We start from the raw sequence: 25462 nt of genomic DNA, 5'->3' as shown, positions 1-25462 counted from the left end.
CTGCCCAGCTTTGCACAGGAACCGAACGACGCCGGCACTTGGGGAAGTGCCGGCGTCGTTGTGATGGGGCGTTGCCGGAATTCCTGCAGGATCGGATGGCGCGTTGCGTTAAAAGCCGCAGGAAGTGATGGCGCGTGCCGGGGGGCGTCAGGCCGGGGTGCGGGCCAGCTCCGCCTGCCGCTCCTCCACCAGGGTGGCGACGGCGTTGAACAGCGGGTGGTCCTTTTCGAGCCCGGTGATCTTCTCCGTGGCATCCACCGGACTTTCCGAGCCCAGGATGGCCGCCAGCTCGGTGGCCTCGGTATCCGCAGGATCGGTAAAGCGCAGGGCGGCGGCAATGGCACCCAGCAGGGCTTCCGGCACCACGCCGCGTTCCGCCAGTTCCGCAGCCGGGCCGATGAACCGTTCATGCCGGCTCAGCTTCCGCAGCGGTGCACGGCCCACCCGGTTCACGGTGTCAGGCAGGTACGGGTTGGAGAACCGGACCAGGATCTTCTGGACGTAAGCCTCCTGTTCGTCGTTGCTGAACCCGTGCTTGGCCACCAGGAGCTGCTTGGTTTCCTCCAGCACCGCCCGCACATCCTCGGCCACATCCTGGTCCGCCATGGCATCGGAAATCTTCTCCACGCCCGCTTCGAAGCCGAGATACGCCGCCGAGGCATGCCCGGTATTGACGGTGAACAGCTTCCGCTCGATGTACGGCGACAGGTCATCCACGAACGTGGCGCCAGGGATCACCGGGGCCGCGTCGCCGAAGGCGGTGCGGTCGATGACCCACTCGTAGAAGGTCTCCACGGTCACGTCCAGGCCCTGCCCGGCCTCCTGGTTCGGCACGATCCGGTCCACGGCGGTGTTGGCGAACACAGCCTTGCCGTCAAGGACTGCTGCGGTGACTCCCGGCTGGGATGCCACCTCCCTGGCCAGGATGTCCGTGGCGTTGATGGCGTTCTCGCAGGCCATCACCTGGAGCGGTGCGAGCCCCGGTTCCCTGGCAACAATGCCCTTGGCGATCACGGGTGCCACGAACTTCAGGATGTGCGGGCCCACCGCCGTGGTGACGATGTCCGCCGTCGAGATTTCCTGGACCAGCTCAGCTTCCTGGGCGTTGGAGTTCAGCGCCCGGAAGTTGTCCACGGTGCGCACGGCCGGGTTCTCCCCCACCTCGTGCACAGCGTAGCTGTCGGCCTGCGAGAGCCGGGTGATGAGTTCGTCGGCCACGTCCGCGAACACCACCTCGTAGCCTGCGTCATGCAGGAGCAGGCCCACGAAGCCGCGGCCGATGTTGCCGGCACCGAAATGTACTGCCTTCACTATGCGTTGACCTTTCCGAAGAGCTCCAGGACTTCATCCTCGGACGTGGCAGCCTCGAGCCGGGCAACCTGCTCCTTGTTGGTGAAGACCTTGGCGATGGAGGACAGGATGTGCAGGTGCTCGTTGTTGATGCCTGCCACGCCCACCACGAACTTGACCTGCTTGCCGTTCCAGTCGATGCCTTCCGGGTAGCGGATGACGGACACCGCCGACTTGCGGATGTGGTCCTTGGCTGCGTTGGTGCCGTGCGGGATGGCCAGGAAGCTGCCCATGTAGGTGGACACAGATTCCTCGCGTTCGTGCATGGCGGCAATGTAGCCCTCGTCCACGGCACCGCGCGCCAGCAGGAGCCGGCCGGCCTCGTCGATGGCGGCGTCACGGGTGGTGGCCTTACCGGCCAGCACCACACTCTCGCGGGCCAGGATCTCGGAGGTTCCGTTGGCGGAGGCGCCGGACGCCGCAGCTGTTCCCGCGGCAGCGGGCGCTGCGTCAACGGGGGCGTCGGCGGCGTGCGCACCGTGGGTGGTGCCGGCGTCGGACTTTTCCCCTTCGGTGTTGCTCTCACGGACCAGCTCGACGATCTCGTCGTAGCGCGGGCTGCTCATGAAGTTGTCCACGGAGTAGTGGACGGCGCTGGACGTGGCCGGCTTGGCGCGTTCGGTGAGGTCCTGGTGGGTGACCACCACATCGTAGGTGTCCGTGAGGTTGGCAATCGAGGCATTGGTGACCTTGACGTCCGGGAAGCCTGCGGCCTTGATCTTGTTCCGCAGCACCGAGGCGCCCATGGCGCTGGAGCCCATACCGGCGTCGCAGGCGAACACGACGTTCCGCACGGGGCCCGCCAGGACGCCCACCCCGCCGCGGCCGGCGGCTGCACCAGCGGCAGTTCCTGCAGCGGCACCGGTGAGGGTTGAGGCAACCGAGCTCTTCTTGCCCTTCATGGCTTCCATGCGGGCGGTGGCGTCACCCAGGTCGGCCTCGTCGCTGTGCTTGGTGGTGCGCAGGATGACCGAGGACACCAGGAAGGAGACGGCCGCCGCGAGCACCACGGACAGGATGACGCCGAAGTAGCTGTCACGCGAGGTCTGCGCCAGCACGGCGAAGATGGAACCCGGGGCGGCCGGAGCGACCAGGCCGGAGTTGGTGACGGCCAGGGTGGCGATGCCGGTCATGCCGCCGGCGATGGTACCCAGGATCAGCAGCGGACGCATCAGGACGTACGGGAAGTAGATCTCGTGGATGCCGCCGAGGAACTGGATGATGGCTGCGCCGGGGGCCGATGCCTTGGCGGCGCCGCGGCCGAAGAACGCGTAGGCGAGCAGGAGGCCCAGGCCGGGACCGGGGTTGGCCTCCAGCAGGAACAGGATGGACTTGCCCTGCTCCAGCGACTGCTGCACGCCCAGCGGGGTGAGCACACCGTGGTTGATGGCGTTGTTCAGGAACAGGACCTTGGCGGGCTCGATAAAGATGCTGGTCAGCGGCAGGAGGCCGTTGTGGACCAGGAACTGCACGAAGTTGCCTGCGGCAGTACTGAACGCCGTGACCAGCGGCGATATGCCGTAGAAGCCCAGCAGCGCCAGCAGGGCGCCCCAGATGCCTGCGGAGAAGTTGTTGACCAGCATCTCGAAGCCGGGGCGGATCTTGCCGTCCCAGATCGAGTCGATCTTCTTCATGGTCCAGCCGCCCAGCGGGCCCATGATCATGGCGCCGATGAACATCGGGATGCCGGCACCGACGATCACGCCCATGGTGCCGATTGCCCCCACCACGCCGCCGCGGACGTCGTAGACCATCTTGCCGCCGGTGTAGCCGATCAGCAGCGGCAAGAGGTAGGTGATCATGGGGCCTACCAGGCCAATGTTGGGCTTCCCGTCGGTCTCGCCGAAACCACCGAGCTGCGGTACGGGCAGCCACCCCTTCTCAATGAAGAGGGCGGTGATGATGCCCCAGGCGATGAACGCCCCGATGTTGGGCATGATCATGCCGGACAGGAATGTCCCGAACTTTTGGACGTGCACGCGCGCGCTGGTGCGGGGTTTTGCAACTGTCTCTGTTGCCATGTGATTTCCTAACCGTCATTCCTGCTGCTCCGCAGGATTGGTCCGATGATTACGACGACGTACTGCTGGGTAATGCGTGGTTGTGGGGCTACCCGGCCGGGCTGGTGGAGATCCGGTGGAGCCATTCGAGGAAAAGCTTGAGTTCCGAGCTGGAAAGCTGGTCAGAGTGCGAGGCCTGAAGTGCGGCGTTCAGGGCGATCGCTGCCACCACCACCGAGGACTTTCCGGCGCCGCCCGGGGCCGGGCCGCTGGCGGGCTCGGCGGACACCGCGAAAATCATGGCGTCCCGGGTCATGGTGGACAGTTCGAGGTTGCGTTCGGTGGCGGGCTCCGCAATCAGCATCAGCGTCACGCCCACGTTGGCCGCCAGGATGGACCTGGCCGCTTCCCGGGGCTGGACGTTCAGCTGGCCCGCCGCCGCTGCCTTGTTCAGCATCTCCTCCATCAGCGCCTCGGCGTCCGCCACGATGGCGGGCCGGCTTTCCGGACGGATATTGCCGAACATCACCAGGTACAGCTCGGGCTGGTTGAGCCCGAACTGGACGTGGTTGTCCCACATTCTCCGGATGTCCTCGAGGGGCTGTCCGGAAGGGGCGAAATCCCTTTCGCCCGCGACATATTCTTCAAATCCTGCGGCGACGACGGCGTCGAACAGACCTTCCTTGTCACCGAAGTGGTGGTACAGGGTGGGAGCGGAGACCCCTGCCAGCTGGGTGATCTGGCGGGTGGAAACCGGAGCTCCCGCGGAATTTGCCAGCAGTTCCGCGGCAGCACGGAGCAGCCGCATTTTGGGGGGAAGCTGGCCATCCAAACTCATAACCGCTACCCTAGCACCTATAGCGTTGCTATATGAACTGAATCACATACAATTTTTTCAGGCTCGTTTCCACCTCCTGACGTGGCAGTCCGGCGGTGTTCCGGCACGGCGCCGGAAATGTTTGGCGGGCCTGGCTACCGGCAGAGAATGAGGACCTTCAGTGCAGAACTTCCCAGGAGTAGGCGTCAGTCCAGGCCGCGTCATCGGCACCATCCGCCAGATGCCCAAACCGATCAGTGAGCCTCCTGCAGGTGAGCAGCTGGCGCCGGACACCACGGCGGAAGAAGCCACGGCTGCCCTGAAGGCGGCCTCGCAGGCCGTGCACGACGAGCTGAAGGACCGCGCCGCGCACGCCACCGGAGACGGAAAGGCGGTCCTTGAAGCCACTGCACTGATGGCCAAGGACACCATGCTGATCAAGGGCGCGGCCAAGCTGGTGGCCCGGGGCACCTCCGCCGAGCGCGCCATCTGGGAATCAGGCTCCTCGGTGTCGGAGATGCTGCACAACCTGGGCGGCTACATGGCCGAACGCGCCACCGACGTCCTGGACGTCCGCGCCCGGATCGTCGCTGAGCTGCGGGGCGTCCCCGCGCCCGGCATTCCCGCCTCCAGCACCCCGTTTGTCCTGGTGGCTGAAGACCTGGCCCCCGCCGATACCGCCACGCTGGACCCCAACAAGATCCTGGCGCTGGTCACCGCCGGCGGCGGACCCCAGTCCCACACTGCCATCATCGCCCGCTCGCTCGGCCTGCCCGCCGTGGTCGCAGCCGTGGGCGTTGATGAACTTCCGGACGGCACCGAGGTGTACGTGGACGGCGCGGCCGGCAGCATCACCGCCGAACCCGACGAGACCCTCCGTGCCACGGCCGAAGCCTGGGCGGCAACGGCCTCCCTGCTGGCCGAATTCAACGGCACGGGTACGACGGCGGACGGCCACGAGGTGCCGCTCCTCGCCAACGTGGGCGGCGGCAAGGACGCCGAAGCAGCTGCCAAGCTGGGCGCCCAGGGCGTGGGCCTGTTCCGCACCGAGTTCTGCTTCCTGGAACGGGACACGGAACCTTCCGTGGAGGAGCAGGCGGCGGCCTACAAGAGCGTGTTTGATGCCTTCCCCGGCAAGAAGGTGGTACTCCGCACGCTCGACGCCGGCGCCGACAAGCCGCTTCCGTTCCTGACCGACTCCACGGAGCCCAACCCTGCCCTGGGCGTTCGCGGCTACCGCACCGACTTCACCACGCCGGGCGTCCTGGACCGGCAGCTGGAAGCCATTGCCCTGGCCCAGCAGCAGTCCGAAGCCGACGTCTGGGTCATGGCTCCGATGATCTCCACGGCCGAGGAAGCGGCGCGCTTCGCCTCCATGTGCGCGGACGCCGGGATCAAGACCCCCGGCGTCATGGTGGAGGTCCCCTCCGCCGCCCTCACCGCAGAAGCGATCCTCCGCGAAGTGGAATTCGCCAGCCTGGGCACCAACGACCTCACGCAGTACGCCATGGCGGCCGACCGCCAGCTGGGCCCGCTGGCCAACCTGAACACCCCGTGGCAGCCCGCAGTCCTGCGCCTCGTCGGACTGACCGTCGAAGGATCCCGCGCCGAGGGCCACAACAAACCCGTTGGAGTCTGTGGTGAGGCTGCCGCCGATCCTGCCCTCGCCGTCGTCCTTACCGGCCTTGGCGTCAATACACTCTCCATGACCGCGCGTTCGCTGGCCGCAGTGGCCGCGGTCCTGAAGACGGTAACCCTGTCCGAGGCCCAGGAACTGGCCAAGCTGGCCCTCTCCGCCCCGAGTGCCACCGAGGCGCGGGCCTGGGTGCGCGAAAAGCTGCCGGTCCTGGAGGAACTGGGACTCTGACCAGCCGCGGGCGGGCGGCACCCGGGATAGGCTACGTCCATGGCACTGATAGCCCCCCGGGTCTCGGCCGGCCTGCCCGCCGGCGAGGCCCGCGCCCTGACGCGCGCCCTCGAGGACAGCAACGACGTCACCGTGTTCGTGGACGGCACCGTCCACCGGCTGCCCGCGGAGGCCCGGGACGCCGTCGTCGATCTCCTCGCCAGGCTGGGACGCGGCGAAACGGTGACGGTGAGCAGCGTGGAGGAGATGCTGACAACCTCCCAGGCCGCCGAACTGGCCGGGATTTCGCACACCTACCTGCGGAACATGACCGATCGCGGGGAAATCCCGGTGGAGTACCGCGGATCGCACCGCCGGATCCGCACGGCCCACATCATGGCCTGGCTGGAGCAGCAGAAGCTTGCCGAACAGAAGCGCAAGCAAGGCAAGAACGCGGCCGTCGACGCCGGCGCGGGCGAATAGTGCGGGCCCCCCTGTCCTGGCCACGGCGCCGGAAGGATGTTGTGCTCCACTCAGCCGACATGGAAGCGAACGGTTTCACGGGCCGGATCCTCTGGGCTGACGGGACACCAGCCCCTGGACCGGATGCCGCAGGCGCCTCCATGGCACCGGCCTACATCCTCATTCACGGCATCGGCGTTTCACACCGCTACCTTCGCCGCTTGCACGGTGAGCTCGCCGCCGTTGCCCCAACGTACTCCTTGGAACTGCCGGGCTTCGCTGGAACGCCCAGGCCGGAGCGGCAGCTGTCCGTGGCCGACTACGGCGCCTTCATCGCCCAGGCACTCAAGGCAAGCGGCATCGCCTCCTACATCCTGGTGGGGCATTCCATGGGCGTGCAGTTCGCCATCGAGGCAGCGCTCTATGCTCCCGGCCAGGCGCAACGGCTGGTCCTCATGGGTCCGGTGGTGGACTCGCGGCACCGGACCGTCGTGCGGCAGGGCATGGCGCTGTTCCTGGACGCCCTCCTCAGGGAGAGCCCAGGGTCGAACTGGCTCGTGCTCTCGGACTACTTCCGCTGCGGGCCCCGCTGGTATTTCACCGTGCTCCCCGTCATGATGGCCTACCCTACGGAGCGGAGGCTGGCCGGGATCAACGTTCCGGTCCTGGTGCTGCGCGGCGACAACGACCAGGTGGCAGGCGCTGACTGGTCGCTCCAACTCTCCCGGGCAGTGCCGGAGGGAAGCTTCGCGGAGATCCAGCACGCCGGGCACGTGGTCCAGCACCTGCGCCCGCGGCAGGTGGCGGATGCCATCAAATCCTGGGCCGCCCTGCCCAGCGCCGCATCTTGAGGGCCGCGTGCAGCTCCAGCCGGGGCATCCCCTTCAGCGGGTCCACGCCCAGCAGCTGCCTGATCCGTCCGAGCCTGTTGTAGATGCTGCTGCGGTGCAGGTGGAGCCTGGTGGCCACGTCCTGGACCGAGCCGTCGTTGTCATAGAGCAGCTCCAGGACCGGAATGAGCTCACCGTTGCGGTCATGGTCCTCGAGCATGCGGAAGTACACCGACCCGGAGTCCGCCCAAGCACCTACTCCTCCCCCGGCGGAGGCCAGCAGCTGGTACACGCCGGTGGCCCTGCAGTCCACCAGCTCGCCCAGCGGCGGATCCACCGCGGCCGCCTGGGCCGCCATCCGTGACTGCCGGTACGCCTCCGAGAGCTGCCGGGTCTTCGCGAAGCCTTCACTGATGCCAAGGATGATCCGGTGCACCGGGCGGCCGGAACGCTTGGCCAGCTCCAGCTGGTAGTGCACCAGGACCTGGGCATGGTTTGCCCGGCCGGTCGATTCGCGGAACAGCACCACCGAATGCGTCTCCGTCCCCGCGCTGAAGAGGGCGGCATCCACGCCCACCGTGGCCTGCAGCGCGGTGGACCGGTGGATCAGGGTGGAGGCGATGGGGTCCGGGCCGCTGGCCCAGCCGTCTGCGTCCAGGACTGTGACCATCTGCCACGGCCCCCTCCCCTGGACTTCCTTCCAGCCGGCCACCGCGGCCACCGCATTGGGCTCCCCGGCACACGCGGCCAGGAACTCCCGCTCGCGGCCCCGCCGGAATTCCGATTCAGCCGTGTTCGAGTCGAGCAGGAGCCCTGACAGCAGCTCAAGCTCGTGGTTGACGCCCGGCAGCTGCGTGAGGATCGCCGTCGGGCTTTCCTCCGCCGAGTCCTGCTGCACCCAGAGATAGCCCACCCGGAAACCGCGCACCATCAACGGGACGCACACGCGGCCCAGCATGCCCAGGTCCGGGTTGGCCGGCACCACAACAGGCCGTACGGCGGTGGCGATCCCGTGTGCGAGCTGCCACGCGCTCACGTCCGCCGGGACCTTCTTGCTCAGCAGGAAGTTGACCCGGACGCGGTCAGCGTGGGACTGGTTGGAACTGTAGGCGAGCAGCAGCCCGTCCAAATCCTCCAGGGACAGCCCCCGGCCCAGCTTCTGCGCCACCTGTTCGACGAGCTGTTCCACACCCTGCTGCTGCATGGGCCAACAGTACTGCCCCGGCGGCCCCGCGGACGAACGGACACGAGGCGACACCTGACGCTCCAAGGCTCGACGGATGTCGAGGTTAAGGATCCAAAAACCGCGGAATCCCGCGGTTCCGGCCAGCCCGAGGGCACGGGATCATGTCGCCTGGCTCACAGCGGGATTTATCGTTGAAACACGAAAATCCTTCCACCTGTACGGCCTACCGGCCCCCGAAAACTGGAGCAGACGATGATCATCGGCGTCCCCAAAGAAATCAAGAACAACGAATTCCGGGTGGCCATCACCGCGGCCGGCGTCCACGAGTTCCTCACCCACGGGCACACCGTCCTGGTGGAGCGCGGCGCAGGCCTGGGCTCGGGAATCACGGACGAGGAATACTCGATCGCCGGCGCCGAGATCGTCAACGAGGCGGACGACGTCTGGGCCCGCGCCGACATGGTGATGAAGGTCAAGGAACCGATCAAGTCCGAATACCACCGCTTCCGCAAGGGCCTGATCCTCTTCACCTACCTGCACTTGGCCGCCGAGCCCGAGCTCACCGCGGAGCTCATCAACTCCGGCGTCACCGCCATCGCCTACGAGACCGTGCAGGAAGGCCGCACGCTGCCGCTGCTGGCCCCGATGTCCGAAGTGGCCGGCCGCCTGTCCGTCCAGGTGGGCGCCACCTCGCTGATGGCACCGGCCGGCGGCAAGGGCGTGCTGCTGGGCGGCGTGCCCGGCGTGCGCCCCGCGAAGGTGGTTGTCCTGGGCGCCGGCGTGGCCGGAACCAACGCCGCTGCCATGGCCCTGGGCCTGGGTGCCGACGTCACCATCCTGGACATCAACATCAACCGCCTGCGCGAACTTGATGCCCAGTACCAGGGACGGCTGAAGACCGTTGCCTCCAACAAGTACGAGATCGAGAAGTCAGTGGTGGACGCCGACCTGGTGATTGGATCCGTCCTGATCCCCGGCGCCAAGGCTCCCAAGCTGGTCACCAACGACCTCGTGGCCCGCATGAAGCCCGGATCGGTCCTGGTGGACATCGCCGTGGACCAGGGCGGCTGCTTCGAGGACACGCACCCCACCACCCACCAGGAGCCCACGTACAAGGTGCATAACACCATCTTCTACTGCGTGGCCAACATGCCTGGCGCCGTGCCCAACACCTCCACGTACGCGCTGACCAACGTCACCCTGCGCTACGCGGTGTCCCTGGCAAACCTGGGCGTCAAGGCCGCCTTCGACCGCGACCCCGCCCTTGCCGCCGGCCTTAACATCGCCGCAGGCCACGTGGCGCACCACTCCGTGTCCGAGGCCCACAACCTGCCCCTCGTCGCCGACTGGCACGAGCTGGTCTCCGCCTAAGGCCTCTCTATCGATTGCTCCGTAATCGTCCTTTTGAACCCTCAGAACGGCGCTTACGGAGCAATCGATGAGTCATTTAACCAGTTCCCTGGCCCTCTCGATGATTTTGAGGACCTCGACGGCGTCCTCCGGGTTTACGGGGAGGGGCAGGGATGACTCTGCTCCGCCGTCGAGGATCTTGTCCCCCAGCAGGCGGTAGAACTCCGGGTAGTTCCCGCGTTCGGTGGCGAGGCGGTCCAGGTGCCCGTCGCGGCCCAGGAGCCCGGCCCATTCCGGTGCCTCCACGCCATAGTCCGCATCCCGCGGACTGCCGCCGGCTGCCATGTAAGGCTCCTGCGGGTCCACCCCGTTCTTGGTGAAGCCGCCGATCGAACCCAACACCCGGAAGCGCGGCCCCTGCTGGGCGCACAGCATGTTCATGGCCAGGTGGCTGGTCACACCGGACTGGTGCCGCAGGGCCAGGAAGGCGTCATCATCCGCCCGCTCGTCGGACCGGCGCGCCTGCAGCTCCGCGTGGAGGACGGTGGCCGGGCCGAACAGCTGCAGGGCCTGGTCGATCAGGTGGGTGCCCAGGTCGAACAGGACGCCTCCGCCGTCGGCAGCAGTGGCCCGCGCCTTCCAGGCCTTGGCAATGGAGGGGGACCACCGCTCGAACGTCGACTCGAACCGGGCCACCTTGCCCAGGGACTGGGTTGCCAGCAACTTCCGGAGCGTGAGGAAATCCCCATCCCACCGGCGGTTGTGGAACACCGTCAGCACGCGTCCCTCCGCCCGTGCCAGCGCAACGAGTTCCTGTCCCTGGGTGCTGGTGACCGCGAACGGCTTGTCCACCACCACGTCCAGCCCCGCTTCCAGCGCGGCCTTGGCCAGCGGATAATGGGTCAGCGGCGGGGTCGCCAGGACCACAAGGTCAAGGTCTGCGGCCCGCTGCAGGACGGCGGCGCCGTCGCGCACCACCGCCACCCCCGGAAGCCGGGACGAGGCAGATCCCTGCCGCGCGGCGTCGGACGTTGCAATGACGTCCAGCGAGTAGCTGGCGTTGGCTGCCAGCAGCGGCGCGTGGAAAACGCTGCCGGCGAGTCCGTATCCGACGACGGCGGTGCGGATGGTGCGGGGGTCCGCTGCAGTTCCGGTCATGGAAGCAACGCTACCCCCGGTCCCGTATGGATAAGGCGCCGGGTTAAAGGAAGCCGGCACCCCTGGAAGACCAGGGGTGCCGGCTACTCGACAGGGCTGGGGGTGGTTACTTCTTTACCCAGCCGATGGTGGTCCAGTCCGGGACCTGCGAGGTGCTCTGGAAGAGCGACGGGCCGTAGTTGGCCAGTCCGGTGCGGACGAAGGAGATCTGCGGGCCGTTGAAGACCACGCCCATGGAGTAGTACTTGGCCATGTGCTCCTTCTCCACGTCCATGGCTGCCTTGTTGCGGGCTGCGTTGTCCTCGATGGAGGCGAGGTCGGCGATCTTCTTGTCCAGGTCGGCGTCGCCCAGCTTGTTCTCGTTGACCTTGGAGTCGTAGTACTGCTTGACGGCGTCGGTGGCATCCGGGCCCACGGTGTAGCCGGAGATGCTCAGGTCGAACTCGCGGCTGCCCAGCACCTTGCCGAAGTCGGCGGAGGCGCGCTGGTCGATGCCCACATCCATGCCACCGGCCTGGAGCTGCTTCTGCAGGGTCTGGGCCACTGCCAGGGTGGTGGGGTCGTCGCCGAAGTTGCTGATCTTGAAGGCGGCGGGCTTGCCGTCCTTCTCCATGATGCCGTTGGCGTTGGCCGTGTAGCCGGCGTCAGTGAGGACCTTCTTGGCCGCATCGGCTCCGGTTTCCTTCACCGGGTAGTTGTCCTGGTAGTACTCGGAGAACGGCAGCAGCATCATGGAACCGGAGCTGGGCTCTTCCCAGTTCAGTCCATTGAAGCGGACCTTGCGGAGGGCTTCGCGGTCCACGGCAGCGAAGATGGCCTTGCGGACGTTGACGTCGGTGATGCGCTGGGCGTTAAGGTTCAGGCCACCGGCGAAGAGGCGCTGGCCGCGGCGGATGTCCGAATCCTTGGTGCCGTCCAACTGCTTATACAGCGAGATGGTGTTGGCGGACATCGCGTCGATTTCACCGTTCTTGAAGGCGGCGATCTGTGCGCTGGTTTCCAGCTGGCGGAACGTCACGTTGGCCAGGACCGGCTTCTGGCCCCACCACTTGTCGTTCGGCACCATGGTTACCGTCTTGGCGGCGGTGTCGTACTGGTCAAGCTTGAAGGGGCCTGCCATCCACTCCGGGTGCATGTTGCCGTTGAAGCCCTCGTTGAAGATCTCGGGGGTGTTGACGGCGGGGTGGATGAGTCCGAAGAAGAGCGAATCCACGGGGAAGACCGGGCGGCTGGTCTTGACGATGACTTCCTTGTCGTTGCTGCCGGCCTCGACGGAGTCAACGAACTCGTAGGCGCCCGAGCTGACGATGTCGTAGCCGGCGTCCGGGCTCTTGAGGATGTTCCAGGTGTTCTTGAAGGCCTTGACGTCGATGGGCGTGCCGTCGTTGTAGGTGGCCTTGGGGTTGACCTTGATGGTGATGGTCTGCTTGCCGTCCTTGACCTCGCTGTCCACTGAATCGCAGAAGTCAGGGTTTGGCGTGACCTTGCCCTTGAAGTCCACCTTCCAGCAGCCGCCGATGCCGCCGCTGTTCATGGCAACCGGGTTCATGGGGATCTGCAGGGCGGAGTTGTCCGCACTGTTGCCGTTGTTGGAGAACCCGTTGAAGTCCGGGCCAATGTTGCCCAGCGGCAGGGTGACCTTGCCGCCCTGCTGGAGGTCGGACGCCGGCTTCTCGTTGATGCTGATCAGCTTGGACAGATCGCTCCCGGATTCCTGTCCTTTGGCTGTTTCGGGGCCGCTGGCACCGCCACCGCCGCAGGCCGTCAGCGCCAGGGCGGCAGCAATGGCTGCAGCTCCGCCGATCCTGTTCAGTTTCCTCATGGTTTTCCCTTCATTTGGTGCGAGTGGTGGTGCTTGGGGTCGAAAAGTCCTTAGGGCGCATGGTGGTCCGCCGGTTCGTGGACCACCAGCATGTCCTCATCCAGTTCCCCGTCCGGGAAGAAGCAGGCGAACTGCTGGTCCGTGGCAGTGGACGCCGTTTCCAGGGGCGGCTCAACGGTGAGGCACTTCTCCTGCTTGGCAGGCGGAAGTGCAGCGAAGACTGGACAGCGGGTGGCGAAGTTGCAGCCTTTGGGGGCCTGCAGCGGCGAGGGCAGGTCGCCCTGGAGGATGATGCGTTCGCGGGTGCGTTCCAGCCGGGGATCGGGCACCGGGATCGCGGAGAGGAGGGCGCGGGTGTAGGGGTGCCGCGGGTTGTCGAACACCCGGTCCACGGCGCCCACCTCCACGATCTTGCCGAGGTACATGACGGCCACCCGGTTGGAGATGTGGCGCACCACCGAGAGGTCGTGTGCCACCAGCAGGTAGCTCAGGCCCAGCTCTGCGCGCAGCTGGTCCAGGAGGTTGATGACCCCGGCCTGGACCGAGACATCCAGGGCCGAGACCGGTTCGTCGAGGACCACCAGCTTGGGGTTCACGGCCAGTGCCCGGGCGATCCCGATCCGCTGGCGCTGGCCGCCGGAGAACTGGTTGGGGAAGCGGTTGACGTGGTCCGGCTGCAGGCCCACGAGCTTCATCAGCTCCATGATCCGCTTCCTGGTCGCGGCCCGGTCCATGCCCGCGTTCTGCAGGGGTTCGGCCAGGACTTCGTACACCGTGAAGCGCGGATCAAGGGCGCCGGTAGGGTCCTGGAACACCATTTGGAGTTCGCGCCGCATCTTGCCCTTGGTCTTGGCATCAGCCGCCTGCTTGTTGCTCAGGCCGCCGATCACCACCTCGCCGTCCTGGTCCGGATGGAACTCCATGATTTCCAGGAGCGTCGTGGTCTTTCCCGAGCCCGATTCGCCCACGATCGAAAAGCATTCGCCTTCGCGGATGTCGAAGCTCAGGCCGTCCACCGCCTTGATGGTGCCGATCCTGCGTTTGATGAGGGCTCCCCTGGTCAGGGGGAAGTGCTTGCGCACGTCCTTGAGCTCCAGGACGGTGGACCGCTCCTCCCGGGGAATCGCGTCGAAGCGGGACACAGCCACCGGCGGGGCGGCGAACACGTCGTGCACATCCACGGCGCCGCCCAGGGACCCGGATTTGATGCAGGCGGCGTGGTGCTGGGCGTCGCCGTCAACGGGTGCCAGCGCAGGTTCGCCTTCCAGGCACGCCTCCGAGGCCAGGGGGCAGCGGGGAGCGAACGAGCAGCCGGTGGGGGTCTGCAGCAGGTTCGGCGGCATGCCTTCGATGGGAACGAGCGAGGACTTCTCGGCCACATCCACTCGGGGCACCGCGCCCAGCAGGCCCATGGTGTAGGGCATCCGCGGGTTGTAGTAGATGTCCTCCACGGCGCCGGTTTCCACCGGTTTTCCTGCGTACATGACCATGATGTCGTCTGCCATCCCCGCCACCACGCCAAGATCGTGGGTGATCATGACCACCGCCGCGCCCGTCTCCTCCTGGGCCGTGTGAAGCACCTCGAGGACCTGGGCCTGGATGGTGACGTCCAGGGCCGTGGTGGGCTCATCCGCAACCAGGACGCGGGGGTTGTTGGCAATGGCGATGGCGATCATGACGCGTTGGCGCATGCCGCCGGAAAATTCATGCGGGAAGGCCTTCAGCCTGTCCTTGGGGCTGGGGATCCCCACCATGGCCAGGAGTTCGACGGCGCGGGCCTCCTTGGCCCTCCTGCTCATGGTGGGGTGGTGGATGGTGAGCGCTTCGATGATCTGGGTGCCCACGGTGAACACCGGGGTGAGGGATGACAACGGGTCCTGGAAGACCATGGCAAGGTCGTTGCCGCGGTACTTGCACATGTCCTTGTCGCTGAGCCCCAGCAGCTCCCGGCCCTTGAGCCGGACAGAGCCGGAGACCTGGGCGGTGGGCGGGAGGAGCCCCATGACGGCCAGCGAGGTGACGGACTTGCCGGACCCCGATTCGCCAACGATCCCGAGTGTCTTGCCCGGCATCAGGTCGAAGTCGACGCCCCTGACGGCGTGCACAACGCCGTTCTCCGTATTGAAGCGGACGTTCAGGTCGCGGACCGACAAGACGGCGTCGCCGGGGGCGTGCAGGCCTGCCACATGCAGGCGTTCCACGGTTGAACGTGATGGGTCCGTGGCTCCGGTGGTGGTTTCGCTGCTCATGCCGCCTTCTTTTCCGCGGTGGTTTTCCGGGCTTTGGCTTTTTTGGCCCTGCCGCTGGAGGTGGAGCTGGGGTCAAAGGCGTCGCGCAGGCCGTCGTTCATCATGGCCAGGGAACCGGTCAGCAGGAACATCACGGTGAGCGGCACCCAGAACATCCAGGGGAAGGTTTGCACCTGGGAGGTGGCCTGGCCGATCAGGACGCCCAGGCTCACGTCCGGGACCTTGATGCCGATACCGATGAAGGAGAAGGCGACCTCGGCCAGGATGGCTGCGGTGACGCCGCGGGTGATGTCGAGGATCAGCAGTGAGCCGATGTTTGGTACCAGGTGCCGCCAGACGATCCGGCGCGGCGGGACGCCCATGTACTGGGCCGCCTTGACGAAGTCACGCTGCATCAGCGACATCGACATGGACCGGATCAGGCGGGCGGTGCCCATCCAGCTGAACACCAGCAGGACGATGATGAGGAGCAGCCAGGAGGGAAGGTCGCGCTTCAGCCCGGCCCCGCCGCCGCTCGTGGCGACAGCGACCACCAGGAGCGCCGGCATCATGATCAGCGCTTCGAGGATGAACAGCATGACCTTGTCCACCTTGCCGCCGAAGTAGGCCATGGTGCAGCCGTAGACAGCGGCGATCAGGACCGACGCCAGTCCCACCACCAGGCCGATCAGGATGGAGATCCTGGTGCCCTCCACGGTCATGGCGTAAAGGTCGATGCCTGCCTGCGAGGTTCCGAGGTAGTGGTCGGCCGACGGGGGCATGCCGATATTGAAAGGATCGATGGTTTCCTTGTCCCACTGGGTGAAGAATCCGCCGATGAACGAGAAAACGGTCAGGGCCAGGAAGATGGCCAGGCCCGCAACGGCCGTCTTGTTCCGCAGGAAGCGGCGGAAGATGATGGTGGTTTTGCCGATGACGACGTCGGCGCTTTCCAGGTGCGCATCCTGCGCCACTGCTGCCGGGTCCACCGCGTTCAGGTTGGTCATGGCTACTGCACCCGTACCCTCGGGTCGACAAGCGTGGTGGCGAAGTCCGCCAGGATGGCGCCCAGGGCGAAGATCACGGAGCCGTAGGCCAGTGTGGCCGTGGCCGCGTTGACGTCCTGCAGCGAGATGGCGTCGATGCTCCAGGACCCGACGCCCGGCCACGCGAAGATCTTTTCGGCGAAGAAGCCGCCGGCGAAGATGGCCGGGATGGTGAAGGCGATGCTCTGGGCCACCGGGATGAAGGACACGCGAAGCGCGTGCCGGGCAATCGCCTGGTTCCGGGTCAGCCCCTTGGCCCGTGCGGTGCGGACAAAATCCGCGTTGACGTTGTCCAGCAGGTATTGCCGCTGCGCGATCTGGTAGGCACCCCAGCCAACCAGGGTGATGGCCACGGTGGGCACCACGTAGTGGCCCAGCATGTCAACGAACTGGGCCCAGCCTGGGGCGAGGCCGGGAGTGGAGATGCCGGTGACGAAGAAGATCCGGTCGCCCACGGACTCGTTGATGTTGATGGCGCCCAGCTGGACCAGGAAGTAGGCGATGGGCGCCGGCACGATATAGGCGAGGTAGCTGTAGGACGTGATGACCCGGTCCTGGAACTTGTACTGGCGTGCCGCCGAATAAACGCCGAGCGCGACGCCGATCACCAGGGTCAGGATGATGGACGCCAGAAACAGCCGGGTGGAGATCCAGACACGGTCCCCGAACTCGGCGTTGATATAGGCGCCGTTGGGGCTGCGGCCCCAGTCCCAGCGGGTGACGATGCCGGTGAGCCAGTCAACGTAGCGCTCCCACGGGCTGAGCGCCGGGTCCAGGCCTTTGAGCCGCATCGAGTTCGCCACCTGTTCGGGGGTGGGCCGCGGGATGCGCTCCTGTTCGAGCAGTGCCGGCTTGAGTGAGCTGACGGCCAGGAAGTAGCCAGCTGATGTGGTGAGGAAGATCATGACCACATACGTGATGCCGCGCTTGGCGAGGTACTTGAGCATGGGCGCTGCTGGATCCTTCCGTCCTCCCCGGACAAGCACGGATGGTGCCGCCTCACCGGGTCCCCTGTACCAGCGGGTAGCTGGCTTCCCGCAGCCCCTGGGGGCAGGTCCTGGTGGACTATGTTGCGGGTCACATTCCAGAGGAAACTATCACAAGCCTCGAGCCGAAAAGCCGGGGAATCCCCGGAAATCAAGCGCGCCGTATCAGATCGTTATGAATAGTTCTGTGAAGCCCGCGTGACTGGACGCAGGGTCCGCTCAGCGCGTACCATCCGCGCCTGTGACAACCCGTGTCACAAGCTCTCGCCATGATGCAGCCAGCCGTTCGCATGTGACTCCATGTTCACGGATCAGGTGTAGAAGCCTCTCGGGGTCCAGAGTCGAGTTGAGGGATCCCGCCATCAGCCAGGGCTCCGGGGATTCCGCGCCGGCTTCACGCAGCAGCATCTCCACGTGGCGGTCCCAGAGGGCGGCAGCAGGGACTTCAAATCTTCCCCTCGAAGCATTTCCGGCTGCGAGCACCAAGTCCCCGAATTCCACGACGTACGCGATCCGCCCGGCTCCAAAGGCGATGAGCCGGTCCAGTGGCGGTGCACCCGGACCCAGGGGTGGCGGGCCGAACAGGAAGCGGGCCTGGAACGCGGCCTCCGAGTCGTTCAGCAGGGTGAGCATCAGCCCGGCCCGGCTCCCGAAGCGGCGGAAGACGGTGCCCTTGCCCACGCCGGCCTGCTCGGCCAGCCGGTCCATGGTGAGCGCGGCGGCCCCGCCTTGTTCGATCAACTCCCGGGCAGCAAGCAGGAGGCGTTCACGGTTCCGGGCGGCGTCGCTGCGTTCCGCGGCCGTCACGGGGGCCACGACCGGCCGCACTGGGATGGACCTCACACAGACAGTGTAGCCATGGGGAATATAAACGGACTGCGGTCCGTTTAGTCTGGTGAAGGCTCCATGAGCCGGAAGTTTGACCGAATGCGGCCCCCGCCGCTCCCCTAGCCAGGAGTTCCCATGACCAAGAGCACAGTCCTTACCCTTGTCGGCAGCCTCCGCGCCGAGTCCACCAACCAAAAGCTGGCCGAGGCCATCCAGCTCAATGCGCCGGAGCAGGTGGACGTGGTGATCCACGAGAGCCTGGGCAACATCCCGTTCTACAACGAGGACCTCGACGTCGAGGGCCAGGTCCCTGCAGCCGCCGCAGCCCTGCGGGCCGCTGCCGAAGAGGCGGACACCGTCCTTTTGGTTACCCCCGAGCACAACGGCACCGTGCCCGCCGCACTGAAGAATGCCATCGACTGGCTGTCCCGCCCCTTCGGCGCCGGCGCCCTTGCCGGCAAGCCCACCGCCGTCGTCGGTACCGCGTTTGGCCAGTACGGCGGCGTCTGGGCCCAGGATGAAGCCCGCAAGGCCGCCGGCATCGCCGGTGCGCAGATCCTGGAAGACGTCAAGCTCGCCGTCCCCGGTTCCATGGTGCGCTTCGCTGAAGTCCACCCCAAGGACGACGCCGAGGTCGTGGAGCAGATCAAGGGCGTTTTCGATGCCCTTGCGGCAGCAGCACCGGCAGCCTAGCCCGTCCGGCAACGCGCCCGGCACGCTATGTCGCGTGCCGGGCGCTCTCATGTCCACGGAACGTTTCGCTCGTCCGGGATAAACAGGTGTTGCCCTGCAAGCAACATCGGGCTGTATCCTGACTCTGTGACCCACGAAACACTGGATGCCTCCGCCGGAACGCTGCCTGCCGAAGCCATCGATGCGATCGAGCGCGCAGCCACCTCGGCCCACCGCCACGAGGAACTGTTCTCGGAGCGGGCGGCGAACATCCGCCAGTCCGCCGTCAGGGACGTTTTCGACATTTCAATGCGGCCCGGACTGGTCTCCCTCGCGGGCGGGAGCCCGTATCTCCAGTCGCTGCCCCTTGAGCGCCTGTCAGCGACTGCAGCGGACATCATTGCCAAGGATGGACTTACTGCCCTGCAGTACGGCGCCGGGCAGGGTACGCCCGAGCTCCGGGAGCAGATCTGCGAGGTCATGGCCGCCGAAGGCATCCTGGACGCCCGCCCCCAGAACGTAGTGGTCACCGCGGGATCACAGTCGGCCCAGGATGTGGCCACCAAGCTCTTCTGCAATCCGGGAGACGTGGTCCTGGTGGAGGACCCCACCTACGTCGGCGCACTGAACACTTTCGAGGCATACCAGGTCCGGGTGGAAACGGTGGAGATGGACCAGTTCGGCCTGGTCCCGGAACTGCTGGAGGCGCGGATCGCCGCGCTCCAGCTCGCCGGCAGGAGCATCAAGTTCCTTTACACCATCCCGAACTTCAACAACCCCTCCGGCATCACCCTGGCCCGGGAACGGCGGCAGCAGGTGGTCGATATATGCCGCAGGGCGAATATCTTGGTCCTGGAGGACAACCCGTACGGACTCCTCCGCTTCGAAGGTGAGCCGCTGCCCCCACTGCGCGCGGCCAACCCGGACGACGTCATCTACCTCGGCTCCTTCTCCAAGATCTTCGCGCCCGGCCTCCGGATCGGCTGGGCCCTGGTTCCGGAACACCTGCAGCGCCGCTACTACCTCGCCGCGGAATCGGTCACACTCTGCCCGCCCGCCCTGAACCAGATGCTGGTTTCCGCCTACCTGCGCGACTACGACTGGAAGGGCCAGATCGAAACCTACCGCGGACTGTACGCCGAGCGGTGCCGGGCCATGCTCGCCGCCCTCAAGGAATACATGCCCGCCGGGACCACCTGGACCAGCCCACAGGGCGGCTTCTTCGTCTGGGTGACGCTGCCGGAGGGCATTGACACCTACCCACTGCTGCGCAAGGCGATCGATGCCGGCGTCGTGTTTATCCCCGGCGCTGCGTTCACGCCGTCGGACGAGCCGTCCAACAAGCTCAGGCTCGCCTTCAGCGCCGTCCCTCCCGATACCATCGCCGAGGGAGTGCGCCGGTTGGCGCCGGTGCTGCAGGAAGCCATCGCGGCGCTGTAGCGTAAGCCACACGGACGCCGAAAACCGAGCAAAGGAGCATGCATATGGGTGGAATCATCGTTGTAGGGGTCGACGGCAGCGAAACCGCAAAGAGGGCAGCGGAATCGGCCAAGAACCTGGCGGCGGGACTGGACGCCTCGCTGCACGTCGTGTCGGCCTTTGACAGCGACCGGACCGAGGTGTTCGGCAGCGGCAGCGACCGCTGGATCGTCTCCGACGCCGACGCCGCAGAACAGGTGGCCCGGACCGTGGCGGAATCCTTGGGCCGCGACGTCGCGGTCACCTATTCGGCGGCCCGCGGGCGGCCCGCCGATGCCCTCATCAAGGAAGCCGTCCGAATGGATGCCCGCATCATCGTGGTGGGAAACCGCCGCATGCACGGCATCGGCCGGGTCCTGGGCAGCGTGGCAAACAGCGTGGCCCACAACGCCCCTTGCGACGTGTACATCGCCAACACCTACGACGCCGACTAGAGCCAGGAACCCCCTTGGGGTAACGCAGGACACCACCCGTGGTGGCGGATATCGCTGCGGGTGGTGTCCGTTCTCACCGCATTGTCATCATTTAAGCTGCTGGCGCAACGATAAAATTGGATGGGCCCCCAACGGCGTGGACACTGACGAATCCACCCACCAGCGAAGGGCTCCCCTTGATCACCATGCAGCGCCGCCAGCTTGTTGGCCACGACATCCTCCTGGCCCGCCACGGCAACCACATCAGCTCCATGCGGGTGGACCGCAGCAACGACCGTGTGGTTGCGCTGCTGGACGACGGCAGCCTGGACAGTGCGCCCAACCTCATTACCCCGGGGCTCCAGCTCCCCGCCACCGTGCGCAGCGTCCTGCGCGAGGACTGGAAGCTCCTGAGCGCCTGGGCCGGGGTGGCCGCGCTCATGGGCGGCCTGATGACCGCCGCCGCAGTAGTGCTGGGAACCACCGCGGATCCGGCCATACTCGAAGCCTTCACCGCATACGCCGCCTACTAGGCCGGCAATTCCCCCGGCCGCGCAGAAGGTCAGCCCACCAGCCAACCCTGCAGCAGCCACCAGATCCCGGCCATCACCAGGCCGCCGAAGAGCGATCCCGCCACCACCTGTGCCAGGGAATGGGCCCGCAGCACCACCCGCGACCAGCTGACCGCCGGGACCAGGAGCAGCAGCGGTGACCACGCAGCGCCGAGCATCAGCACCGATACGACGGCCGCGCAGGACACGGCAGCGGCGTGGCCGCTCATCTTCCAGAACGGGCTGACCACGGCCAGGACCGCCACGCCGCCCACTACCGCCAGCACCATCGCAATGACGCTTTGGGGCGCATCCACGGCGCCCAGCACCAGCAGCCCCAGAGCGATGCAGCCCAGCGCCATCAGCAGCACGGGTGCACGCTGCTTCCGGTCGCTGACGTGGTGGTCCGTGACTTTGCCCAGCCTGACCAGGACCAGCAGCACCACCAGCGGAAGCACGCACACGAAGAGGGCCGCCAGCGCACCGTAGCCGATGGTTCCCGGGAATCCCGGCTGGGCCAGTGGGCTGACCAGCAGCTGCAGGGAAACCACCACCGGCGGCTGGAAGACCTCCGTCAGCCATTTGGCTGTGCGGTTCCTGTTCCGGATCGCCCCGTTGCCTACTGCCATGTCCTGGGCCGGTTCCCTAGTCCAGGAGGAGCGCGGGCTCCTCCAGGATGGCTGCGACGTCGGCCATGAAGCGGGCGGACAGGTCACCATCCACCACGCGGTGGTCGAAGGATCCGCCCAGGGTGGTGATCCAGCGGGGAATCACCTCTCCATCCAGGACCCACGGCTTCTGCTTGATGGTTCCGAAGGCAACAATGGCCACCTCCCCCGGATTGATGATCGGCGTACCGGTGTCGATGCCCAGGGCCCCGATGTTGGTGATGGTCAGCGTCCCGCCCTGCATCTGCGCCGGCTGCGTCTTCCCGGCCCTGGCCGTCGTGGCAAGGTCGTTCAGCGCCAAGGCCAGCTCCTTCAAGGACAGGTCCTGCGCATTCTTGATGTTGGGCACCATGAGGCCGCGCGGAGTGGCCGCGGCAATGCCCAGGTTCATGAAGTGCTTGACCTGGATCTCGGCGCTGCCGTCTTCGTTGTCCACCCAGGCTGCGTTCACGCTGGGATTCCTTGCAGCGGCCCAGATGACGGCCTTGGCCAGGATGAGCAGCGGCGAGACCTTGATTCCCTCGAAGTCCCGGGAGGCCTTGAGCCGCTTGACGAATTCCATGGTGCGGCTCGCGTCGACGTCCACGAAGATGCTGACGTGCGGTGCCGCGAAGGCAGATTCCACCATCGCCTTGGCCGTGGCCTTGCGGACGCCCTTGACCGGAATGCTCTCCACGCGCTGGTCCTGCGGCTTTCCGGCCGCGCCCCAGAAGCCGTCCGCCTTGTCCAGTTCGGCGTCGCGCTGCGCCTGGTAGCTGACCAGGTCTTCGCGGGTCACCTCGCCGCGCGAACCCGTTGCGACGACGTCGGCGAGGTCGATGCCAAGGTCGCGGGCAATTTTGCGGACCGGCGGCTTGGCCAGTACCCGGTTGACAAGGCCCGTGATGGTGCCGCCGAGGGTCGGCCGGGTGTCGACGGCGGAAGGTGCGCCGGCGGAAACTTCGGCCGGCGTACGGGGCTGGACCGGTTCGACCTCGGGCGCGTTCACTGTCATGGCGGCCGACGGTGCGGTCTTCCGGGGCCGGCGCTTGACGGCGTCGGCCTTCGGCCCGGAACCCACCAGGGGTGCGGCGGAGGTCTCGCCCGCCTCCCCTGCGTCTGCGGGCAGCGTGCCGTAGAGCGGCTGGGTGGAGGCACCGGAAGCGACGGTGGCCTGGGGTGCGCGGACGTCGGCGGGGGTGGGGTCGCCTGAGACTTCGTCGCTGACACTGATGATGGCGGTCCCGACGTCGACCGTCACCCCTTCCTCCACCAGCAGTTCGGTGACGGTGCCGGCGAACGGGGACGGCAGTTCCACGATCGACTTCGCGGTTTCGATCTCGCAGATGACGTCGTTGATGGCCACGGTGTCGCCGGGCTTGACCTTCCAGGAGACGATTTCCGCCTCCGTGAGGCCCTCGCCGACGTCGGGCAGGTTGAACTTATTAAGGGTCATGGTGTCCTCAGTAGGAGAGGGCGCGGTCCAGCGCCTCGAGGATGCGGTCGATGTCCGGAAGGTAGTCTTCCTCCACCTTGGCAACGGGGTAGGGCATGTGGAAGCCGCCGACGCGGATCACCGGCGCCTCGAGGGAGTGGAATGCCCGCTCGCTGATCCGGGCGGCGATTTCGCCTCCGATTCCGCCGAATGTGGGGGCCTCGTGGGTCACGATCAGCCGGCCGGTTTTTTGGACGGAGGCGGTGACGGTGTCGAAGTCGATGGGGGAAATGGACCGGAGGTCGATGACCTCGAGGCTCCGGCCGTCCTCCTCCGCTGCGTTGGCGGCCGCCAATGCCACGGGAACCAGGGGTCCGTAAGCCACGACGGTGGCGTCGGTACCCTCGCGAAGAACGTGGGCCTTGAACGGATCCTCCGACGGCCCGGGCGCCTCGACGTCGACCTCCCCTTTGAGCCAGTAGCGGCGCTTGGGTTCGAAAACGATGACGGGGTCCTGGCACTCCACGGCCTGCTGGATCATCCAGTAGGCGTCATGCGGGTTGGACGGGGTGATGATGCGCAGGCCGGCCGTATGGGCGAACAGGGCCTCCGGGGATTCGGAGTGGTGCTCAATGGAGCCGATGCCGCCGCCGTAGGGGATGCGGATGACCACGGGGACGGTGAGGTTGCCGTTGCTGCGTGAGTGGATTTTGGCCAGCTGGGTGGTGATCTGGTTGAAGCCGGGGAAGACGAACCCGTCGAACTGGATCTCGCAGACCGGGCTGTACCCCCTCAGCGCCAGGCCGATGGCGGTGCCGATGATTCCGGACTCGGCCAGCGGGGTGTCCACCACGCGGTCCGGGCCGAACTCGCCGATCAGTCCGTCAGTGACGCGGTAGACGCCGCCGAGGGGTCCGATGTCCTCGCCCATCAGCAACGACTTGGGGTTGGCGGCCAGGGTGGCGCGGAGGCCTTCGTTGATGGCCTTCGCGATGGTCATGGTGGTCATCAGTGGCCTGCCTTTGCTGCGTGCCCGGCGGATTCTTCCCCGCCGGCGAATCCTGCGCTGTATTCCTCGAACCACGCCAGTTCCTCGGCCACCAGCGGGTGGGCCTCCCTGTAGACGGTGGCGAAGGCCTGCCGGATGTCCGGGTTCTGAAGATCGTGGGCGGTGCGCCTGACATAAGCGGCCAGGTCGTCACCGTCGGCCTTCACCTTGGCGAAGTAGGCGTCATCTGCCAGGCCTTCGGCGCGCAGGTACTTCTCCAGCCGGGCCAGCGGATCCTTGGCCCGCCAGGCATCCTCCTCCTCGGACTGCCGGTACTTGGTGGGATCGTCCGCCGTGGTATGCGCCCCCACCCGGTACGTGAAGGCCTCAATGAGGACTGGCCCCTTGCCCTGGCGGGCATGCTCCAGCGCCCACTCGGTGACGGCGTGGACCGCGATCACGTCGTTGCCGTCCACCCGGATGCCGGGGAAGCCGTATCCCTTGGCACGGTTCGAGAGCGGAACGCGGGTCTGGACGTTGGTGGGCACGGAGATGGCCCAGTGGTTGTTCTGGCAGAAGAACACCACGGGGGCCTTGTAGGAGGAGGCAAACACCATGGACTCGTGGACGTCGCCTTCCGAGCTGGCGCCGTCGCCGAAGTACGCGATGACGGCGGCGTCAGGCTCCCTGCCGGCGGTATTGGAGGCGGCCGCGAGCTTCTGGTCCCGCTGGATCCCCATGGCGTATCCCACGGCGTGAAGGGTCTGCGCCGCCAGGACCAGGGTGTATAGGTGGAAATTGGTGTCCTTGGGGTTCCATCCGCCGTTGGAGACTCCGCGGAACTGGCGCAGGAGTTCGGCAAGGTCCACGTTCCGGGTAAGCGCCACGCCGTGTTCCCGGTAAGTGGGGAAGATGTAGTCCTGCGGCTGGCTGGCCCGGCCTGAACCGATCTGCGCCGCTTCCTGGCCTGTCAGCGGCACCCACAGGGCCAGCTGGCCCTGGCGCTGGAGGGCGGTCGCTTCGACGTCGAACCGCCGGATCGCGGCCATGTCGGCGTACAGGCCCCGCAGGTCGCCGGCGGTGAGCTTGTCCGCGTAGGCGCTGTAGACGGGATCGGTACCCAGCTTCCCGTCAGGACCGAGAAGCTGAACCATTTGTGCCGCGGGCTCGCCCATGACGGCTTCAGCATCGGCTTCCCGCTGGTCGTCTACCGCTGTTCCGTCGAACTCGGTGGAAGGCAGATGAGTGCCCATACCGTCTCCTTGCTTGCCGCATCCGGATGCAATGCAATGTCGCTGGGATATATGCCGCGCACGGAATACATTCCCGGCATGGCATATATATTGGCTTACTGATCCTAACTTTATC

22 protein-coding genes are annotated in these 25462 nt (G+C 66.5%); 8 read left to right on the top strand and 14 right to left on the bottom strand.

The window, feature by feature from the left end:
- Window positions 1-147: 147 nt before the first annotated feature.
- The 3 genes from J2T23_RS15000 to J2T23_RS14990 all read right to left on the bottom strand — a co-directional run bounded on the left by J2T23_RS15000 (window position 148) and on the right by J2T23_RS14990 (window position 4188).
- Window positions 148-1311, bottom strand: coding sequence for a mannitol-1-phosphate 5-dehydrogenase (locus tag J2T23_RS15000; RefSeq protein ID WP_307361211.1), 1164 nt, complete (start codon window positions 1309-1311; stop codon window positions 148-150).
- Window positions 1311-3371, bottom strand: a complete 2061-nt coding sequence (locus tag J2T23_RS14995) for a PTS mannitol transporter subunit IICBA (protein WP_307361209.1) — start codon at window positions 3369-3371, stop codon at window positions 1311-1313. The genes J2T23_RS15000 and J2T23_RS14995 overlap by 1 nt, the downstream gene beginning before the upstream one ends.
- A gap of 88 nt (window positions 3372-3459) precedes the next feature.
- The gene (locus J2T23_RS14990) at window positions 3460-4188 is read right to left on the bottom strand and encodes a TetR/AcrR family transcriptional regulator (RefSeq protein ID WP_141158949.1); all 729 of its coding nucleotides are present in this window, start codon (window positions 4186-4188) and stop codon (window positions 3460-3462) included.
- A gap of 160 nt (window positions 4189-4348) precedes the next feature.
- On the opposite strand from J2T23_RS14990, the gene ptsP reads away from it, so the two are divergent.
- From ptsP to J2T23_RS14975, 3 genes are read left to right on the top strand one after another with little or no spacing between them, the layout of a single operon-like run.
- A complete protein-coding gene (gene ptsP, locus J2T23_RS14985) occupies window positions 4349-6034 on the top strand; it encodes a phosphoenolpyruvate--protein phosphotransferase (protein WP_307361205.1) in 1686 nt (561 codons plus the stop codon).
- A gap of 39 nt (window positions 6035-6073) precedes the next feature.
- On the top strand, window positions 6074-6496 hold the full coding sequence (locus tag J2T23_RS14980; protein ID WP_141182756.1) for a helix-turn-helix domain-containing protein: 423 nt from the start codon (window positions 6074-6076) through the stop codon (window positions 6494-6496).
- Between the two features lie 59 nt (window positions 6497-6555).
- Window positions 6556-7326, top strand: coding sequence for an alpha/beta fold hydrolase (locus J2T23_RS14975; protein ID WP_307361256.1), 771 nt, complete (start codon window positions 6556-6558; stop codon window positions 7324-7326).
- On the opposite strand, the gene J2T23_RS14970 is transcribed toward J2T23_RS14975, so the two are convergent.
- On the bottom strand, window positions 7289-8509 hold the full coding sequence (locus J2T23_RS14970) for a PucR family transcriptional regulator (protein WP_141158946.1): 1221 nt from the start codon (window positions 8507-8509) through the stop codon (window positions 7289-7291). The genes J2T23_RS14975 and J2T23_RS14970 overlap by 38 nt on opposite strands.
- 234 nt (window positions 8510-8743) lie before the next feature.
- Here J2T23_RS14970 and ald point away from each other — a divergent pair, with 234 nt between their 5' ends.
- Window positions 8744-9862 (top strand): alanine dehydrogenase, encoded by a 1119-nt coding sequence (gene ald, locus J2T23_RS14965; protein ID WP_307361200.1) that lies wholly within the window; start codon window positions 8744-8746, stop codon window positions 9860-9862.
- A gap of 72 nt (window positions 9863-9934) precedes the next feature.
- Here ald and J2T23_RS14960 read toward each other — a convergent pair whose 3' ends face one another.
- From J2T23_RS14960 to J2T23_RS14935, 6 genes are all read right to left on the bottom strand, one after another.
- On the bottom strand, window positions 9935-10999 hold the full coding sequence (locus tag J2T23_RS14960; protein ID WP_307361198.1) for a Gfo/Idh/MocA family protein: 1065 nt from the start codon (window positions 10997-10999) through the stop codon (window positions 9935-9937).
- 106 nt (window positions 11000-11105) lie between these two features.
- Window positions 11106-12821, bottom strand: coding sequence for an ABC transporter family substrate-binding protein (locus tag J2T23_RS14955; protein WP_307361195.1), 1716 nt, complete (start codon window positions 12819-12821; stop codon window positions 11106-11108).
- A 50-nt stretch (window positions 12822-12871) separates the two neighbouring features.
- Complete coding sequence (locus tag J2T23_RS14950; RefSeq protein ID WP_307361192.1) at window positions 12872-15070, bottom strand: ABC transporter ATP-binding protein; 2199 nt, start codon at window positions 15068-15070, stop codon at window positions 12872-12874.
- Window positions 15067-16056 carry an ABC transporter permease gene (locus J2T23_RS14945; RefSeq protein WP_307361190.1) on the bottom strand — a complete coding sequence of 330 codons (990 nt, stop codon included), beginning with the start codon at window positions 16054-16056 and terminating at the stop codon, window positions 15067-15069. The genes J2T23_RS14950 and J2T23_RS14945 overlap by 4 nt, the downstream gene beginning before the upstream one ends.
- A 2-nt stretch (window positions 16057-16058) precedes the next feature.
- Window positions 16059-17042 (bottom strand): ABC transporter permease, encoded by a 984-nt coding sequence (locus tag J2T23_RS14940; RefSeq protein WP_141158940.1) that lies wholly within the window; start codon window positions 17040-17042, stop codon window positions 16059-16061.
- A 258-nt stretch (window positions 17043-17300) separates the two neighbouring features.
- Window positions 17301-17924 carry a TetR/AcrR family transcriptional regulator gene (locus J2T23_RS14935; protein ID WP_307361188.1) on the bottom strand — a complete coding sequence of 208 codons (624 nt, stop codon included), beginning with the start codon at window positions 17922-17924 and terminating at the stop codon, window positions 17301-17303.
- A gap of 120 nt (window positions 17925-18044) precedes the next feature.
- Here J2T23_RS14935 and J2T23_RS14930 point away from each other — a divergent pair, with 120 nt between their 5' ends.
- From J2T23_RS14930 to J2T23_RS14915, 4 genes are all read left to right on the top strand, one after another.
- On the top strand, window positions 18045-18602 hold the full coding sequence (locus J2T23_RS14930; RefSeq protein WP_141182763.1) for an NAD(P)H-dependent oxidoreductase: 558 nt from the start codon (window positions 18045-18047) through the stop codon (window positions 18600-18602).
- Window positions 18603-18728: 126 nt separating this feature from the next.
- Window positions 18729-20021 (top strand): aminotransferase-like domain-containing protein, encoded by a 1293-nt coding sequence (locus J2T23_RS14925; RefSeq protein WP_307361186.1) that lies wholly within the window; start codon window positions 18729-18731, stop codon window positions 20019-20021.
- Between the two features lie 44 nt (window positions 20022-20065).
- Window positions 20066-20494 carry a universal stress protein gene (locus tag J2T23_RS14920; protein WP_141158936.1) on the top strand — a complete coding sequence of 143 codons (429 nt, stop codon included), beginning with the start codon at window positions 20066-20068 and terminating at the stop codon, window positions 20492-20494.
- Between the two features lie 176 nt (window positions 20495-20670).
- Window positions 20671-21006 carry a hypothetical protein gene (locus J2T23_RS14915; protein ID WP_141182765.1) on the top strand — a complete coding sequence of 112 codons (336 nt, stop codon included), beginning with the start codon at window positions 20671-20673 and terminating at the stop codon, window positions 21004-21006.
- A 29-nt stretch (window positions 21007-21035) separates the two neighbouring features.
- Here the strand turns inward: J2T23_RS14915 and J2T23_RS14910 are convergent, their stop codons facing one another.
- Genes J2T23_RS14910 through pdhA form a run of 4 tightly spaced genes read right to left on the bottom strand, consistent with a single transcriptional unit; the run spans window position 21036 to window position 25347 of the window.
- Window positions 21036-21653, bottom strand: a complete 618-nt coding sequence (locus tag J2T23_RS14910) for a phosphatase PAP2 family protein (RefSeq protein ID WP_307361182.1) — start codon at window positions 21651-21653, stop codon at window positions 21036-21038.
- 16 nt (window positions 21654-21669) lie between these two features.
- On the bottom strand, window positions 21670-23127 hold the full coding sequence (locus J2T23_RS14905; protein ID WP_141158933.1) for a dihydrolipoamide acetyltransferase family protein: 1458 nt from the start codon (window positions 23125-23127) through the stop codon (window positions 21670-21672).
- A 7-nt stretch (window positions 23128-23134) separates the two neighbouring features.
- On the bottom strand, window positions 23135-24115 hold the full coding sequence (locus tag J2T23_RS14900; protein ID WP_141158932.1) for an alpha-ketoacid dehydrogenase subunit beta: 981 nt from the start codon (window positions 24113-24115) through the stop codon (window positions 23135-23137).
- On the bottom strand, window positions 24115-25347 hold the full coding sequence (pdhA, locus tag J2T23_RS14895) for a pyruvate dehydrogenase (acetyl-transferring) E1 component subunit alpha (protein ID WP_307361179.1): 1233 nt from the start codon (window positions 25345-25347) through the stop codon (window positions 24115-24117). Before pdhA ends, J2T23_RS14900 begins: the two co-directional genes overlap by 1 nt.
- Window positions 25348-25462 lie beyond the last annotated feature (115 nt).

This window comes from Pseudarthrobacter niigatensis, from assembly GCF_030812615.1.
GTDB lineage: Bacteria > Actinomycetota > Actinomycetes > Actinomycetales > Micrococcaceae > Arthrobacter > Arthrobacter niigatensis.
This window is presented reverse-complemented; position numbering and strand designations above follow the sequence as displayed.